Annotated in this window: 16 protein-coding genes and 2 tRNA genes; 9 read left to right on the top strand and 9 right to left on the bottom strand. The window is 53.4% G+C overall.

The features are described from left to right. Positions 1-91: 91 nt before the first annotated feature. Entirely contained in the window at positions 92-1,225 is a 1,134-nt protein-coding gene (gene norW / locus OGX99_RS12975) for an NADH:flavorubredoxin reductase NorW (RefSeq protein WP_286543770.1), read from the bottom strand. After that, a complete protein-coding gene (gene norV / locus OGX99_RS12970) occupies positions 1,222-2,670 on the bottom strand; it encodes an anaerobic nitric oxide reductase flavorubredoxin (protein ID WP_278238630.1) in 1,449 nt (482 codons plus the stop codon). The genes norW and norV overlap by 4 nt, the downstream gene beginning before the upstream one ends. 187 nt (positions 2,671-2,857) lie before the next feature. Between norV and norR the strand changes: the two genes are divergently transcribed. Next, positions 2,858-4,378, top strand: a complete 1,521-nt coding sequence (norR, locus tag OGX99_RS12965) for a nitric oxide reductase transcriptional regulator NorR (protein WP_151218194.1) — start codon at positions 2,858-2,860, stop codon at positions 4,376-4,378. Here the strand turns inward: norR and gutQ are convergent. The 7 genes from gutQ to srlA form a co-directional block, all read right to left on the bottom strand. Then, a complete protein-coding gene (gutQ, locus tag OGX99_RS12960) occupies positions 4,375-5,340 on the bottom strand; it encodes an arabinose-5-phosphate isomerase GutQ (RefSeq protein WP_187253100.1) in 966 nt (321 codons plus the stop codon). The two genes, norR and gutQ, sit on opposite strands and share 4 nt — an antisense overlap. Then, positions 5,333-6,106 carry a glucitol operon DNA-binding transcriptional repressor SrlR gene (gene srlR / locus OGX99_RS12955; RefSeq protein ID WP_003037350.1) on the bottom strand — a complete coding sequence of 258 codons (774 nt, stop codon included), beginning with the start codon at positions 6,104-6,106 and terminating at the stop codon, positions 5,333-5,335. The genes gutQ and srlR overlap by 8 nt, the downstream gene beginning before the upstream one ends. Positions 6,107-6,174: 68 nt before the next feature. After that, the gene (gutM, locus tag OGX99_RS12950) at positions 6,175-6,534 is read right to left on the bottom strand and encodes a transcriptional regulator GutM (RefSeq protein ID WP_286543765.1); all 360 of its coding nucleotides are present in this window, start codon (positions 6,532-6,534) and stop codon (positions 6,175-6,177) included. Positions 6,535-6,589: 55 nt separating this feature from the next. Beyond that, on the bottom strand, positions 6,590-7,369 hold the full coding sequence (gene srlD / locus OGX99_RS12945) for a sorbitol-6-phosphate dehydrogenase (protein ID WP_151218191.1): 780 nt from the start codon (positions 7,367-7,369) through the stop codon (positions 6,590-6,592). Positions 7,370-7,386: 17 nt separating this feature from the next. Further along, on the bottom strand, positions 7,387-7,749 hold the full coding sequence (srlB, locus tag OGX99_RS12940; protein WP_151224239.1) for a PTS glucitol/sorbitol transporter subunit IIA: 363 nt from the start codon (positions 7,747-7,749) through the stop codon (positions 7,387-7,389). 13 nt (positions 7,750-7,762) lie between these two features. Then, a complete protein-coding gene (gene srlE / locus OGX99_RS12935; protein WP_286538213.1) occupies positions 7,763-8,734 on the bottom strand; it encodes a PTS glucitol/sorbitol transporter subunit IIB in 972 nt (323 codons plus the stop codon). After that, positions 8,731-9,294 carry a PTS glucitol/sorbitol transporter subunit IIC gene (gene srlA, locus OGX99_RS12930; RefSeq protein WP_003037339.1) on the bottom strand — a complete coding sequence of 188 codons (564 nt, stop codon included), beginning with the start codon at positions 9,292-9,294 and terminating at the stop codon, positions 8,731-8,733. The genes srlE and srlA overlap by 4 nt, the downstream gene beginning before the upstream one ends. A 265-nt stretch (positions 9,295-9,559) precedes the next feature. Between srlA and mltB the strand changes: the two genes are divergently transcribed. From mltB to OGX99_RS12890, 8 genes are all read left to right on the top strand, one after another. Beyond that, positions 9,560-10,639: a lytic murein transglycosylase B gene (gene mltB / locus OGX99_RS12925; protein WP_032947148.1), complete on the top strand. Its 1,080-nt coding sequence runs from the start codon at positions 9,560-9,562 to the stop codon at positions 10,637-10,639. Between the two features lie 192 nt (positions 10,640-10,831). Then, the gene (gene pncC / locus OGX99_RS12920; protein WP_151218188.1) at positions 10,832-11,329 is read left to right on the top strand and encodes a nicotinamide-nucleotide amidase; all 498 of its coding nucleotides are present in this window, start codon (positions 10,832-10,834) and stop codon (positions 11,327-11,329) included. Positions 11,330-11,421: 92 nt separating this feature from the next. Next, positions 11,422-12,486 carry a recombinase RecA gene (gene recA / locus OGX99_RS12915; protein ID WP_003037330.1) on the top strand — a complete coding sequence of 355 codons (1,065 nt, stop codon included), beginning with the start codon at positions 11,422-11,424 and terminating at the stop codon, positions 12,484-12,486. A gap of 86 nt (positions 12,487-12,572) precedes the next feature. Next, positions 12,573-13,073 carry a recombination regulator RecX gene (recX, locus tag OGX99_RS12910; RefSeq protein WP_151218187.1) on the top strand — a complete coding sequence of 167 codons (501 nt, stop codon included), beginning with the start codon at positions 12,573-12,575 and terminating at the stop codon, positions 13,071-13,073. Positions 13,074-13,201: 128 nt separating this feature from the next. Beyond that, a complete protein-coding gene (gene alaS / locus OGX99_RS12905) occupies positions 13,202-15,829 on the top strand; it encodes an alanine--tRNA ligase (protein ID WP_286543762.1) in 2,628 nt (875 codons plus the stop codon). Between the two features lie 237 nt (positions 15,830-16,066). Beyond that, positions 16,067-16,252, top strand: coding sequence for a carbon storage regulator CsrA (csrA, locus tag OGX99_RS12900; RefSeq protein WP_000906486.1), 186 nt, complete (start codon positions 16,067-16,069; stop codon positions 16,250-16,252). A 336-nt stretch (positions 16,253-16,588) separates the two neighbouring features. Continuing rightward, positions 16,589-16,681 (top strand) — tRNA-Ser (locus OGX99_RS12895). A gap of 3 nt (positions 16,682-16,684) precedes the next feature. Then, positions 16,685-16,761, top strand: a tRNA-Arg gene (locus tag OGX99_RS12890). Position 16,762: the final 1 nt, after the last annotated feature.

The following is a 16,762-nucleotide window of genomic DNA, read 5'->3' as shown; positions in this document are numbered from 1 at the left end:
GGGGCAAGAAAAACATGTCGGGGCATACCGACAAGTGGCAACGCACATCCGTGCGCGTGAGGTTAATAAATCAAGCAACGGTACTCTGGACTTACACGGGCAGCGTTTTCAGCAGCGCAAAGGCCTCTTTCATTCGGTCTTCACTGACGACAAACGCACACAGCTGGCCTTCAGCGTTCATCCCTCTGGCCACCATACCCTGCGCTTCGGCGGCAATATGCCAGTTTAGATCGCGGCTCTGGGTTTCCCCGGCCAGATGCAATGGCAACTCCGGGGTTTTGACTTTTACTAACATCGCTGGCAGCTTCAATTGGGCATTGCCGCCGAGCAGGTTCTTCGCCAGATACATGGCGCTCAGTTGAATCGGCTGCAGGAACGGCAGAACCTGACCATTAATTTCCGCACAGTCGCCGAGGGCATAAATGTCCGGGTGGCTGGTTTGCAGATAGCTGTCGACGCAGACGCCACGATTGATGTCCAATCCGGCGCGACGCGCCAGCGCGGTTTCAGGGCGCAGGCCGGTGGCGGCAATCACCGCATCGACTTCTACGTTGCGGCTACGATCGAGCGTGGCGCGAATACCCGAGGCCGTTTTTTCCAGCCCCTGAAGCTGGGATTTCAGCAGCAGATGGACACCCATATCGGTCAGACGATGCTGTAAGCGACTGCTGACTTCCGGCGGCATCAGCGAGGCCAGAATGCTGGCGGCGTTGTCGATAAGCGTTACCGCTTTACCGGCACGACAAAAATCCATCGCCAGTTCGCTACCAATCAGTCCGCCGCCAACAATCAGCACCCGCCGGGCGTCACGCAGCAGCGTTTCACAGGCGCGATACTCTTGTTGGCTGTTCAGTGTGAGCATTAACTCACGTCCGGTAACCGGAGGCACAAAGGCTGAAGCCCCCGTAGCCAGAACCAGCTTGTCATACTGCCACTGTTGGTCCTGACTTTTCACTATGTGGGCATCGGCGTCGATGTCGGTTACCCAGGTATGTGGGAACAGGCGCAAATTAAACTGCTCGGCAAACTCCCCCGCCGACTGGCGGGTGAGGTCGTCTGCACGCTGTGACTGACTGATAACGTGGCTGAGATCGGGCTTGTTGTACTCATCCATGCTGTCCGCGGCAATCAGGGTCAGCGGGACAGTCACATCCTGTTTACGGATATTTTTGACTAACTGGCGGGCGGCGAAGCCCGAACCAATGATGACAATTTCGTGGCTCATTTTGCCTCCGTTGCCAGTACGTCGAAGACGTCTTTACCTAATGAACATTCCGGGCACAGGAAGTTGTCCGGTACGTCGCTCCACGGTGTACCCGGTGCAACGTCCTGCAGCGGTTCACCTTTTGCTGGGTCGTAAATCCACTGGCACACGCTGCACTGCATGCCTGGGCCAAGGTCAGCTGCAGCCGCAGCGGCACAGGCGCACTCTTCTTCTTTGGACAAGGCTTTAACGGGGGTCTCCGGCAGTGGAGCAAGCGCCCACTGACGTGCAATTTCGCGGCCATGCTGGCGGCACAGTTCCAGTGCACCGAGGTCCGGACGCCATTTCGCCTTCAGGCTCAGCGACATCTCGAAACCGGCATCCTGCAAACGCGTGGACAAACGGTCTACCGCACCGCCGCTCCAGCCGTGTGAACCAAAGGCGCTGGCACGCTTGTTACGAAAACGCAGGCCGGTCATCTCTTCCACCAGACCGGCGATTTTCGGCATCATCACGTTGTTCATTGTGGAAGTCCCGACCAGCACGCCTTTAGAGCGGAAGACGTTAGTCAGGACTTCGTTTTTGTCGCTACGGGCGACGTTAAAGATTTTTACCGCCACGTTCGGGTCGACTTCGTTGATGCCCTGGGCAATCGCGTCCGCCATCATGCGGGTGTTATTGGACATGGTGTCGTAGAAAATGGTGATGCGGTCTTCCTGATAATCCGCTGCCCATTTCAGGTACAGCTCAACGATTTGTGTCGGGTTGTCGCGCCATACCACGCCGTGGGAAGTGGCAATCATATCGACCGGCAGGTTGAAGCTGAGGATCTCAGTAATTTTCGGCGTCACCAGACGGCTGAACGGCGTCAGGATATTGGCATAGTAGCGCTGGCACTGTTCGAACAGTTCGGCCTGGTCAACTTCGTCGTTGAACAGGCGTTCGTCGCAGTAGTGCTGGCCGAAGGCATCGTTACTGAACAGCACCGCATCGCCGGTCATGTAGGTCATCATACTGTCCGGCCAGTGCAGCATGGGTGTTTCAACGAAGATCAGCTGTTTGCCGTTGCCGATGTCAAGGCTGTCGCCGGTTTTGACCACATTGAAGTTCCACTCCGGGTGATGGTGGTGTCCGTTAATAGAGTCAATGGCATTAGCGGTGCAGTAGATTGGCGTGTCCGGGATGCAGGACATCAGCTCGGTCAGCGCACCGGCATGGTCTTCTTCCGCGTGGTTAATAATGATGTAGTCGATATCGGCAAGGTCGATTTCACTGCGCAGGTTCTGCACGAATTCACGGCTGAATTTGTGGTCTACGGTATCGATCAGGACATTTTTTTCTTCACGGATGAGATAGCTGTTATAGCTGCTGCCGCGCAGCGTTTTGTATTCAGTTCCGTGGAAATCACGCACTTCCCAGTCACGTTGGCCAACCCAATGAATGTTATTTTTAACCAGAATAGACATAACAACCTCAATTAATTCAGCGTTTTTCAAAAAAGATGTTTTGCTAATTGCAGGTTGCATGCCAACTTTTTATTTCTTTGATTTTAAAGATTTTATTTTTTATTACTCATAAGGTGGTAGTCAAAATGACTATGTTTCTTATTGTCAATATGACAATATGAATTGTCAAAATGACAATGAGGTAGCCATGAGCTTTTCCGTAGATGTGCTGGCGGGCATCGCCATTGAATTACAAAGCGGTATTGGACATCAGGATCGCTTTCAACGCCTGATAACCACCTTGCGTCAGGTACTGGAGTGCGACGCGTCGGCATTGCTGCGCTACGAGTCGCGACAGTTTATTCCACTGGCAATCGATGGGCTGGCCCAGGATGTTCTCGGCAGGCGCTTTACGCTGGAAGGGCATCCGCGTCTGGAAGCGATTGCCCGTGCCGGAGACGTGGTACGTTTTCCTGCCGACAGTGATTTGCCCGATCCTTACGACGGGCTGATCCCAGGCCAGGAGAGTCTGAAAGTGCATGCCTGTATTGGCTTACCACTGTTCGCCGGTCAAAATTTGATTGGCGCGTTAACGCTGGATGGCATGGAGCCGGATCAGTTTGATGTGTTCAGTGATGAAGAACTCAGGCTGATTGCCGCGCTGGCGGCTGGCGCGTTGAGCAATGCGCTACTGATTGAACAGCTGGAAAGCCAGAATATGCTGCCGGGTTCGTCGACGGCTTTCGAGCAGGTGACGGAAACCCAGATGATTGGCCTGTCGCCCAATATGATGCAGCTGAAAAAAGAGATTGAGATTGTGGCGGGGTCCGATCTCAACGTACTGATTAGCGGCGAAACGGGGACCGGGAAGGAGCTGGTAGCGAAAGCGATTCATGAAGGTTCACCCCGCGCGGTGAACCCGCTGGTGTATCTGAACTGTGCGGCCTTGCCAGAAAGCGTAGCGGAAAGCGAGCTGTTTGGTCACGTAAAAGGGGCCTTTACCGGGGCTATCAGTAATCGGAGCGGTAAGTTTGAAATGGCCGATAACGGGACGCTGTTTCTCGATGAAATTGGCGAACTCTCGCTGGCGCTACAGGCTAAGCTGCTACGCGTGCTGCAATACGGTGATATTCAACGCGTGGGTGACGATCGCAGCCTGCGTGTCGACGTGCGCGTACTCGCGGCAACGAACCGTGATTTACGCGAAGAGGTGCTGGCCGGGAATTTCCGTGCGGATTTATTCCACCGGCTGAGCGTCTTTCCCCTTTCCGTACCGCCTCTTCGTGAGCGTGGCGAAGATGTGGTGCTGCTGGCAGGCTATTTTTGCGAGCAATGTCGACTGCGACTGGGACTTTCCCGTGTGGTGTTAAGCCCCGGTGCGCGTAGTCATCTGTTGAGCTACGCCTGGCCTGGTAACGTACGCGAGCTGGAACATGCCATTCACCGTGCGGTTGTTCTGGCAAGGGCCACCAGAGCAGGGGATGAAGTGGTGCTAGAGACGCAGCATTTTGCCTTGCAGGATGAAGCGCCTGTAACACCAGCGGCGGAAGGTGTTGCAGAGATCCCGCAACAGCATAATCTGCGTGAAGCAACGGAGTCATTCCAGCGAGAGATGATCCGCCGGGCGCTGGCGCAAAATAATCACAGTTGGGCAGCAAGTGCGCGGGCGCTGGAAACAGACGTCGCCAACCTGCACCGGCTGGCGAAACGTCTGGGGCTGAAGGATTAGATAATACCGGCCTGATAGAAATCCTGCAGGTTGATAGCACCGGTAAGTTTACCGTTTTCATCGACCACCGGTGCTGCAGTGATTTTGCGTTTCATCAGGATCTCTTTGGCGTCAATGGCGCGGCTCTGTGCCTGCAACGTAACGCCGTTGTGGGTCATCGCCTCGCTAACCTGAGTGGTGAGCGCTCCACCGCCAACCAGCCAGCGGCGCAGGTCGCCGTCGGTAAAGACGCCTTTCACCAACGAGTCATCATCGCAGACTGCCACCAGGCCAAGACCCGTACGGCTAAGTTCCAGCATCGCGTCCATGACGCTGGTGGTGAGCGTCACCTGCGGTATGGCATCGTCACGACGCATCAGATGATGCACTTTATTTAACAGACGAGCGCCCAGCGCACCCGCCGGATGCGAGCGCGCAAAATCTTCTTCGTTGAAGCCGCGCGCCTGCATTACGGCGATGGCCAGCGCGTCGCCCATCATCAGCGTGTTAACGGTGCTGGAGGTCGGTGCCAGGCGCATCGGACAGGCTTCACGCTCAACGGAAATATCCAGCACCGCTTTGGCCGCCAGACCCAGCGGTGAGGTCGGTTTTCCGGTCATGGCCAGCAGAGCGACGGATTTGTCTTCCAGGCGTGGAATGATGAGATCCAACTCTTTCGCGCCGCCGGAGTAGGAGATAAACAGCATGACATCGCGGCTTTCAATCATGCCTAAGTCGCCGTGCAATGCTTCCGCCGGATGTACAAAAAAGGCGGGGGTGCCGGTACTGGCGAGGGTTGCCGCGATTTTTTTGCCAATATGGCCGGATTTGCCAATCCCGGAGACAATCACTTTGCCTTCGCAGTGGATGATCGTATTGGCAGCGCGGACAAAATCATCACCCAGTCGTTCTGGCAGTCGGCTGGCTTCCTGTAGCTCCAGCATTAACGTCTGGCGGCCCGCGTTCAGTAGTGCATCACTCATTGGTTTCTCCGGTTATGATTACTTCAATCCCTTTTGCTTCCAGCGCCTGACGAAACGCAGGGTCGATACCCGCATCGGTAATCAGCTTGTCGACGCTTTCCAGACTGCAGACAACATTGGGGCTTTTGCGCCCAAATTTTGATGAGTCAGCCATCAGAATTACTTCGCGAGCGGCATTGCACATCGCTTTGCTGACGCTAAACACTTCATTAAAGGTGGTCACGCCAGCATTGAGGTCAATGCCGTCGGTGCCCATGAAGAGTTTATCAAAGCTGAACTGCTCAAAGGCGTTTTCAGCCAGCTGACCGTGAAATGACGCAGATTTTTTGCGAAAGGTCCCGCCGGGCATCAGGATGGTTTGCTCGTTGTCCAGCTCCGAAAGGGCGTTAACAATGTGCAGGCTGTTGGTCATGACTGTGATGTTGCTAAAGCGCGTGAGCATTGGCACCATCTGCAGTACGGTGCTGCCCGCATCCAGAATAATGGAGTCGCCATCGTGAATAAAACGGACGGCGGCTTCGGCAATCTGCTCTTTTTTATGCGTGTTGATTAGCGTTTTGTGATCGATTGGCGGGTCGGATTCGTCTTTATTTAATACTACGCCGCCATAGGTACGAATGACGGTACCGGCATTCTCCAGAATAACAAGGTCTTTACGAATGGTCGTGCCGGTCGTGTCAAAGTAGTGGGCCAGTTCTTCAACCGAGCATTTTCCCTGCTTTTGCAGATGCTCCAGTATGGCAGCCTGACGCTGACGAGGTTTCATAGGCGTGATTACCCTGACTATAGGTTGCAAAATGATAATTTCGCAAGCTATTAGCATTCACAACGAAATTATCCATGTTTCAGTTTAAGCGCCAATGATAGTGCATTCTGCGATAGCGGATCATGGGGAAAGATCACATCAGGCTGTAAATCATCAAGATGTTTGCCCATTATTGTGGTAATTTTGCCGGGTCTGGCGAATACCGTAAGACCTTTCATAAATAACGTATCAGTTACTCGCTGCTGCTCATCTAGCGCAATGGCGACCACCACTCGGGGTTTAAAACGTCCGCCGGAGCGCCCCACGCCAACCCGACCCTGTTGGCAAAGCCTATCAAACGCCCGATTAAAGCGGGATATTTGCCAGCCCCCTAATGCCAGCTGCAGACACCACGCAATGGCGGCGACGGTAATCAGTGCGGAAACCATTATGTACTCCTTTAATTTTGCCGGATAAGCGTAGCCGCTATCCGGCAATTCAATATTAAAACATCACCTGACCGCCGGTCACGTTGATGGACTGCCCTGTGCAGTAAGAGGCTTTCGGGCTGGCGTAAAACAGCAGCATGTTCAGCACGTCCTGATAATCGCAGCCGCGTTTGAGCGGAACCTTATCAATGTAGTACTGCTCAACTTCGTCTGGCTTAAGTCCAAGTTTGGTTGCATATTGCGGCAATAACGACTGGAACATCGGTGATTTCAGCAGATTGCCAAGCATCAGTGAATGCACGGTGATCCCGTATTCCGCCAGATCCAGCGCCAGTGACTGGGTTAAGCCCACGCCGCCAAATTTTGCCGCGCTATAGCCTGAATTGTGTTTACTGCCCACTTTCCCGGATTTGGAATTGATCTGGATAATGCGTCCCTGAATACCATCGCGGATCATCAGGCGTGAGAACTCACGTGCGCAGAGGAAGTAGCCGACCAGATTCACCTGCAGCGAACGGTCGAAATCACCGAGCTGAAAGTCGCTGATAAAAGCGGCTTTAGCGATACCCGCGCTGTAAACCAGCAGATCGACGCGGCCGAATATTTCATCCACTCCGCGCGATAGCGCCATCACACTCTGTTCGCTGGTGGCATCTGCGCCAAAACCGTAGGCGGTGCCTTCGCCAAACTCGGCGTTAATTTCCTGCGCCACGTTGGCGGCTTTATCGCTTTGAATATCCACCACCGCGACGCGGTATCCTTCTGTCGCAAGCCCACGGCAAAGGAATGCGCCAAGGGTCTGGCCTCCACCAATGACAACGGCAACCTGATTCATCTTTATCTCCTTCAATCTTAAGCAACAAACTTCAAAATACAGCCCGGCGCGATACCGTCTGGCACGGGGCCTGAAACGTGTACGGTGCCGGGGAATTCCGCTTCACTCAGTCCGTCAAAACGCAGGGTGATATGTCCCAGTTCACGTAAGTTTTGTTCTGCCACGCTGCCAACGGCGGTGACCGGGTACTGATGCTGGCCTAGTTCAAACTGGATCCCCGCTTGTAACGAACCGTTCAGCTCGCCGTGGCAATGAATGAAGCAAAACTCCTCGATATCCGCGGGCGCACCTTCACGAAAGGTAATCAACATCTGGTCGCTGAGTGCATCCGGGGCGCTCTGGCCGATGCGGGTGATGGTGGTCTGATAAATCACGGTCATTTTTGAGTGCCTCTTATTGGTAAATAAAGCCGGAAATAAACCAGGCGATGAGAACGGTTGGCGCGCCGGTCAGAAAACGACTCACCAGAACGGATGGCACGCCGACGCGGACCGTGTCCTGACGTGCTTCGGCCAGCGACAGCCCGACAGGGATAAAGTCGCATGCAGCCTGGGCGTTAATGGCGAACAGAGCAGGTAACGCCAGATGCGGGGGAATATTCCCCAAACCAATCTGTACGCCGATCAGAACGCCGATAACCTGGGCGATGACCGCACCGGGGCCGAGGAAAGGCGACAGCAGTGGGAAAGAACAAATCAGCGCCAGCGTCACCAGCCCCAGCGGATGGCTGGCCAGCGGTGCGAGTCCATGGGCGATCCAGTCTCCCAGACCAGAAGCCATAATGATGCCGATCAGCGCCGAGACGAATGCCATAAACGGCAGAATGGTTTTCAGCACGGTATCAATAGTGTCGCGCCCGGCCTGGAACAGAACCGCAACGGCTGAGCCCATGCCCATCCCGACTTTTGCCAACAGACCGTCGCTTTGCTCGGTAATTTTCTTGCTGGTGTCGTAATCGCGGCCCATGCTGCTGTTTGCGGGCGTTGGTGTAGCGGACGCTTCACCGACAACGGTAATGTTTTCTTCTTTTACGCCAGAGACATAGATATCTTCAACAATGAACTGGGCCAGCGGACCGGATTTTCCCGTGGCGTGAATGTTCACCGTCGGGATACGACGTTTTGGATAGATCCCGCAGCGCAGTGTGCCGCCGCAGTCGATGATCGCCACGCCAATTTCATTCTCCGGCGGTTCGCCTTCTTTGAAGCCATCAACGGCCTGCCAACCGGTCAGATTCGCCAGCTTGTCGACAATCGCCGGGCGCGTTCCTGCAGTGATATAGACAATTTTCTTGCCCGGAACGGCATCCAGTTCAAGCGGGCCGCCCCAGCCGCCGGTGCCTTTTTCAATACGAATACGCGTCATGATGTTGCTCCCGCCAGATGTACTTTCTGCTCAAGTTGAATGCCCATTTTTTTCTCAAAGATGGTGGTGGTGAAATCGGTCACCCAGCCACGGAAGAAGTTGGTCACCAGACCGACCAGCAAATAGCTCACCGCGAGCGGACCGAGCGGCAGACCCAGCGTAGTCAGTCCGCTGGCGATCCCCAGATAGACAAACAGCTCGCCAGGGTTGATGTGCGGGAACAAGCCGTTCATTGAATGGCAACTGTAAGAGGCGGCGGCGTAGTAGCTGGGCTTGTATTTTTCCGGCATAAAGCGACCCAGGCTCAGTGTCATAGGGTTACAAAACACAAATGTGCCGATGCACGGCAGTAGCAGGTAGCGGGACAGCGGGTTTCCAGCGCAACGCTGGGCAAAACGTTCAATACGCTGCTGACCGATAAAGTTAATCAGCGCATTCATGATGACCAGCAAGCTGATCAGCAGAGGAAGAATACCGGTCACCATGCCGGTAAAGACCTCTCCGCCTTTCTGGAACAAGCCGATAAACCACTCAGCCCCGAGTGTGATGGTGTCGATCATTATTCTCTCCTGTAGGGGTTTTTAGTTATCTTGCCAAACGGTAATTTATTTTAATCACATTGAAAGGTTTGAAAGTGTTATTTTGATCTCAAAATGAAAGATAAATATTTTAATTTGAAAGAAGGTGCGTGAAGGCTCGCAATTGTGCCGGGCGGAAGTGCAAGAGGGGGGAAATTCTGTGAAGGAGAGCGACAACTGCTTCCTTGTGTGACGGAGGATGCTTTACCATACTTCCCCCAGGCTGAATTTGTTTAATGGATGTCTCATGTTCAAGCGTCGTTATGTAGCGTTACTTCCCCTTTTCGTATTGCTCGCTGCCTGTAGCAGCAAACCTAAACCTTCAGAGACTCAAACGACTACGGGTACGCCATCCGGCGGATTCCTGCTTGAGCCGCAGCACAATGTCATGCAAACGGGCGGTGATTTTGCCAATAATCCGAACGCCCAGCAGTTCATCGAGAAAATGGTGAATAAGCACGGTTTTGACCGCCAGCAGTTGCAGGAGATCTTGTCGCAGGCTAAGCGTCTGGACTCGGTATTGCGTCTGATGGACCGCCAGGCGCCGACGACACAACCGCCAGCCGGACCTAACGGCGCATGGTTACGGTATCGTAAACAGTTCATCACACCGGATAACGTGCAAAACGGCGTGGCTTTCTGGAACCAATATGAAGATGCCCTGAACCGCGCCTGGCAGGTCTACGGCGTACCGCCGGAAATTATCGTTGGCATTATTGGCGTAGAAACTCGCTGGGGCCGCGTGATGGGTAAAACGCGGATTCTGGATGCGCTGGCGACGCTGTCCTTTAACTATCCTCGTCGTGCGGAATACTTCTCTGGCGAACTGGAAACCTTCCTGCTGATGGCGCGAGATGAAAGCGACGATCCGCTCGATTTGAAAGGTTCTTTCGCGGGGGCAATGGGCTACGGCCAGTTTATGCCGTCTTCCTATAAACAATATGCCGTTGATTTCAATGGTGATGGGCACATTAACCTGTGGGATCCGGTTGATGCCATCGGTAGCGTGGCGAACTACTTCAAAGGCCACGGCTGGGTGAAAGGCGATACAGTAGCGGTTCCGGCAAATGGTCAGGCGCCTGGGTTGGCTAACGGCTTTAAAACGCAGTACAGCATTTCTCAGCTTGCCGCCGCAGGTCTGACGCCGCAGCAGTCATTGGGGAATCATCAGCAGGCCAGCCTGCTACGCCTGGATATCGGTACCGGCTACCAGTACTGGTATGGGTTGCCGAACTTCTACACCATCACCCGCTATAACCACAGTACCCATTACGCGATGGCCGTGTGGCAATTGGGTCAGGCGGTGGCGCTGGCGCGTGTGCAGTAATCACTCCCCCGGCCTACTGGAGGATATCTCTTGTAGGCCGGAGAAGATGCCCTGACATCACCATCCGGCAGGTCTTATTTATGTAACGGAGCAATTTTTGGAATCCCCCTCGTAAAACGTTCTCGCCATCCCCACATTGGTTATGAAAGTGCTATCTTGTCCGGCATATTTTTTTAACTGACAGAGGCTGAAATGACCGACAGTGAACTGATGCAGTTAAGCGAGCAGGTTGGCCTGGCGCTGAAAGCGCGCGGGGCAACCGTGACGACGGCGGAATCCTGCACCGGCGGCTGGGTAGCCAAAGCGATTACGGATATTGCCGGAAGCTCCACCTGGTTTGAACGCGGGTTTGTGACTTACAGCAATGAAGCCAAAGCGCAGATGATTGGCGTGCGTGAAGAGACGCTGGCCCAGCATGGCGCGGTGAGTGAGCCAGTGGTGGTGGAGATGGCGATAGGCGCGCTAAAAGCCGCCCGCGCACATTTCGCTGTTTCGATAAGCGGTATTGCGGGGCCGGATGGTGGCAGCAAAGAAAAGCCCGTGGGGACGGTATGGTTTGCTTTTGCCAGCGCAAGCGGCGAGGGGATTACCCGCCGGGAATGCTTTAGCGGCGATCGCGATGCAGTACGTCGACAGGCGACCGCCTACGCGTTACAAACCCTGTGGCAACAATTTCTACAAAATACTTGATACTGTATGAGCATACAGTATAATTGCTTCAACAGAACATTATCTATCACGTTTCGCGGTTTAACCCGAAAGCGGCATGACAGGAGTAATTAATGGCTATCGACGAAAACAAACAGAAAGCGTTGGCGGCAGCGCTGGGTCAGATCGAAAAGCAATTCGGTAAAGGCTCCATCATGCGCCTCGGTGAAGACCGTTCCATGGATGTGGAAACCATCTCCACCGGTTCGCTTTCTCTGGATATCGCATTGGGCGCGGGCGGTTTGCCTATGGGTCGTATCGTCGAAATCTACGGGCCAGAATCCTCCGGTAAAACAACGCTGACACTGCAGGTTATTGCCGCCGCACAGCGCGAAGGTAAAACCTGTGCGTTCATCGATGCGGAACACGCGTTGGATCCCGTTTATGCGCGTAAACTTGGCGTTGATATCGATAACCTGCTGTGTTCTCAGCCGGATACCGGTGAGCAAGCGCTGGAAATCTGTGATGCGCTGGCGCGTTCCGGTGCGGTTGACGTTATCGTTGTCGACTCCGTTGCCGCATTGACGCCGAAGGCAGAAATCGAAGGCGAAATTGGTGACTCTCACATGGGCCTTGCGGCACGTATGATGAGCCAGGCAATGCGTAAACTGGCCGGTAACCTGAAGCAGTCCAACACGCTGCTGATTTTCATCAACCAGATCCGTATGAAGATTGGCGTTATGTTCGGTAACCCGGAAACCACCACCGGTGGCAACGCCCTGAAATTCTATGCTTCTGTTCGTCTGGATATCCGTCGTATTGGTGCGGTGAAAGAAGGCGACAACGTGGTGGGTAGTGAAACCCGCGTTAAGGTCGTGAAAAACAAAATTGCAGCACCGTTTAAACAGGCCGAATTCCAGATTCTTTACGGTGAAGGTATCAACTTCTACGGCGAACTGGTTGACCTGGGCGTGAAAGAGAAGCTGATTGAAAAAGCTGGTGCATGGTACAGCTACAACGGTGAGAAGATCGGTCAGGGTAAAGCGAACGCAACCAACTGGCTGAAAGAAAACCCGGCAACTGCGAAAGAAATTGAGAAGAAATTACGTGAGTTACTGCTCAATAACCAGGATTCAACGCCTGATTTCTCCGTTGATGATAGCGGCGAAGACGTAAAAGAAACGAACGAAGATTTCTGATAATCTGTTTTGAATCGCATGTTTTGAATCGCATATAGTAAAGGGCTGCATATCATGCAGCCCTTTTTCATTTCTGAAGGCTCACTATGACAGACGCAACTTCCCGCCGTTCCGCTTATTCCCGACTGCTTGACCGCGCCGTACGTATTCTGGCGATGCGCGATCACAGCGAGCAGGAACTGCGACGTAAGCTGGCCGCTCCGGTGATGGGGAAAAATGGACCAGAAGAAATTGATGCCACGCCAGAGGATTACGACAAGGTCATCGCCTGGTGTATTGAAAGTCGTTATCTGGATGATGATCGCTTCGTGCAGCAGTTTATCGCCAGCCGCAGTCGTAAGGGCTACGGACCTGCCCGCGTGCGTCAGGAATTAAATCAGAAAGGGATCGCGCGTGAGGCTATTGAGCGAGCCATGCGTGAGTGCGAAATTGACTGGGCAGTGCTTGCACGTGAGCAGGCCGTCCGGAAATATGGAGAACCTTTACCTGTGGAATTTTCAGATAAGGTAAAGGTCCAGCGTTTTTTGCTCTATCGCGGCTATCTGATGGAAGATATTCAGGCAATATGGCGAAATTTTGACGATTGACCGCATACGGGATTTTACTTCCCAGTAAAGAAAACTTATCTTATTCCCACTTTTCGATTGCCAGAGGCGCAGTTTACGTGCCGATGCTGGTAATGACATTTCGTTAGCTTGATTTCTTCAGGATAATTATGAGCAAGAGCACCGCTGAGATCCGTCAGGCGTTTCTCGATTTTTTCCATAGTAAAGGACATCAGGTAGTTGCCAGCAGCTCCCTGGTACCGAACAATGACCCTACTTTGTTGTTTACCAACGCCGGGATGAACCAGTTCAAGGATGTTTTCCTTGGCCTCGACAAGCGTAATTATTCCCGCGCAACCACCTCGCAGCGTTGCGTACGTGCGGGCGGTAAGCACAACGACCTGGAAAACGTCGGTTACACTGCACGTCACCATACCTTTTTCGAAATGCTGGGCAACTTCAGCTTCGGCGATTACTTCAAACACGACGCCATTCAATACGCATGGGAACTGTTGACCGGTGAAAACTGGTTTGCCCTGCCAAAAGAGCGTCTGTGGGTCACCGTCTATGAAACTGACGATGAAGCCTATGAAATCTGGGAAAAAGAAGTCGGTATTCCGCGCGAACGTATCATCCGTATCGGTGATAACAAAGGCGCGGCTTATGCTTCCGACAACTTCTGGCAGATGGGTGATACCGGTCCTTGCGGTCCGTGCACCGAAATTTTCTACGACCACGGCGACCACATTTGGGGGGGGCCTCCGGGAAGCGCGGAAGAAGATGGCGATCGCTACATTGAGATCTGGAACATCGTCTTCATGCAGTTCAACCGTCAGGCTGACGGCACCATGGAACCGCTGCCGAAACCGTCCGTGGATACTGGTATGGGTCTGGAGCGTATTGCGGCCGTGCTGCAACACGTTAACTCCAACTATGAAATTGACCTGTTCCGTTCACTGATTGAGTCCGTGGCGAAAGTTACCGGCGCGACCGATCTGAGCAACAAGTCGCTGCGCGTTATTGCCGACCATATCCGTTCCTGTGCGTTCCTGATTGCCGATGGCGTTGTTCCGTCGAATGAAAACCGTGGCTATGTGCTGCGTCGTATCATTCGTCGCGCAGTTCGTCATGGCAACATGCTGGGCGCGAAGGACACTTTCTTCTACAAGCTGGTTGGTCCGCTGGTAGACGTAATGGGTTCCGCGGGCGAAGAGCTGAAGCGTCAACAGGCTATGGTTGAGCAGGTTCTTAAAACCGAAGAAGAGCAGTTTGCGCGTACGCTGGAGCGTGGCCTGGCGCTGCTGGATGAAGAACTGGCAAAACTGTCCGGCGATACGCTGGACGGCGAAACCGCATTCCGTCTGTATGACACCTACGGTTTCCCGGTTGACCTGACGGCAGACGTTTGCCGCGAGCGTAACATCAAGGTTGACGAAGCGGGCTTTGAAGCCGCAATGGAAGAGCAACGCCGTCGTGCGCGTGAAGCCAGCGGCTTTGGTACAGACTACAATGCGATGATTCGCGTTGAAGGTGCTTCTGAATTTAAAGGCTACGAGTACCTGGAACTGAACGGCAAAGTCACCGCACTGTTTGTTGATGGTAAAGCGGTAGACGCCATTAACGCAGGTCAGGATGCCGTTGTCGTTCTTGACCAGACGCCGTTCTATGCGGAATCCGGTGGTCAGATTGGTGATAAAGGCGAACTGAAAGGTGCGGGCTTCGCGTTTGCCGTTAGCGATACGCAGAAATATGGTCAGGCGATTGGTCACATCGGCAAACTGTCTGCGGGTTCTCTGAAAGTTGGCGATGCCGTGCAGGCTGACGTAGATGAAGCTCGTCGTGCGCGTATCCGCTTGAACCACTCCGCAACGCACCTGATGCATGCGGCGCTGCGCGAGGTTCTGGGCACGCACGTGGCGCAGAAAGGCTCGCTGGTTAACGATAAAATTCTGCGCTTTGACTTCTCTCATACCGAAGCGATGAAACCTGCTGAAATCCGTGCCGTTGAAGATCTGGTGAATGCACAAATTCGTCGCAACCTGCCGATTGAAACGAACATCATGGATCTTGAAGCGGCGAAAGCCAAAGGTGCAATGGCGCTGTTTGGCGAGAAATATGACGACCACGTGCGCGTTCTGAGCATGGGTGATTTCTCTACCGAACTGTGTGGTGGTACTCATGCCAGCCGTACGGGTGATATCGGTCTGTTCCGCATTGTGTCCGAGTCAGGTACTGCTGCAGGCGTTCGTCGTATCGAAGCCGTAACCGGTGAAGGCGCTATCCAAACAGTGCATGCTGAGAGCGATCGCTTAAGCGATATTGCGCAGCTGCTGAAAGGCGATAGCCAGAATATCGGTGACAAAATTCGTTCCGTACTGGAGCGTACGCGTCAGCTCGAAAAAGAATTGCAGCAATTGAAGGAACAGGCTGCGGCGCAGGAGAGTGCAAATCTTTCCAGCAAAGCGGTTGATATCAATGGCGTGAAGCTGTTGGTCAGCGAACTCGCGGACGTTGAGCCGAAAATGCTGCGTACCATGGTTGATGATCTGAAAAATCAACTGGGGTCTACCATTATCGTTCTGGCAACGGTGGTGGAAGGTAAGGTTTCTCTGATTGCGGGTGTGTCTAAGGACGTGACAGATCGCGTGAAAGCAGGGGAGCTGGTTGGTATGGTCGCTCAGCAGGTAGGCGGTAAGGGTGGCGGTCGTCCGGATATGGCGCAAGCCGGTGGTACGGATGCGGCGGCTCTGCCTGCAGCGTTAGCCAGTGTGAAAGGCTGGGTCAGCGCAAAACTGTAATAACTATAAGCGTTAGCGCATGCCGAAACCCCAAGTTACGGCATGCGAATCAACGCTATCGACAACGATAAAGTCAGGTTGAAGTTGTGTATATCGGCTAAACTTAGGTTTAACAGAATGTGATGCCGTGACTGCTTACACTTAGGTGTTTGTCATCGCTTACTTTTTGGCGTTATATGATGGATAATGCCGGGATACAGAGAGACCCGACTCTTTTAATCTTTCAAGGAGCAAAGAATGCTGATTCTGACTCGTCGAGTTGGTGAGACCCTCATGATAGGCGATGAGGTCACCGTGACAGTTTTAGGGGTGAAGGGCAACCAGGTGCGCATCGGCGTAAACGCCCCGAAAGAAGTTTCTGTCCATCGGGAAGAGATCTACCAGCGGATCCAGGCTGAAAAATCCCAGCAGTCCAGTTACTAAGGTTTTCGCGTCTCACCTTTCTGGTGAGGCGCAACCTGATTGAGTTGTCCTTTTTCTTTACTTTTCTTCTTTGCCTTCCTTGTTTTCTCGATTCCCTTACACGTATTGCCGTTCCCTGCGAATTTTCCGTTTGTTAATTGCTTCAGAGAATTGCCAATTTATCTGTTGATAAAACACTCTTTTTGCCGTTTTTGCAGACTAATTGCGCGTGAAATGTGCAAACGATAAAAGCGCTGGAAAAATTGTTTGACTTATAAGTCCCAGAAAGTAATATGTGCGCCACGCAGCGACGATGAGCAGAAACAAGTTCTTCGAAGCACTCGTAAGAGGCGTGTTGGTGAGGTGGCCGAGAGGCTGAAGGCGCTCCCCTGCTAAGGGAGTATGCGGTCAAAAGCTGCATCCGGGGTTCGAATCCCCGCCTCACCGCCATTTGCATCCGTAGCTCAGCTGGATAGAGTACTCGGCTACGAACCGAGCGGTCGGAGGTTCGAATCCTCCCGGATGCACCAT

It is taken from the genome of Citrobacter sp. Cu096, from assembly GCF_030332285.1.
GTDB classification, from domain to species: Bacteria; Pseudomonadota; Gammaproteobacteria; order Enterobacterales; family Enterobacteriaceae; genus Citrobacter; species Citrobacter meridianamericanus.
Note: the sequence above shows the minus strand (reverse complement) of the source record. Positions and strands in the feature narration are given on the sequence as shown.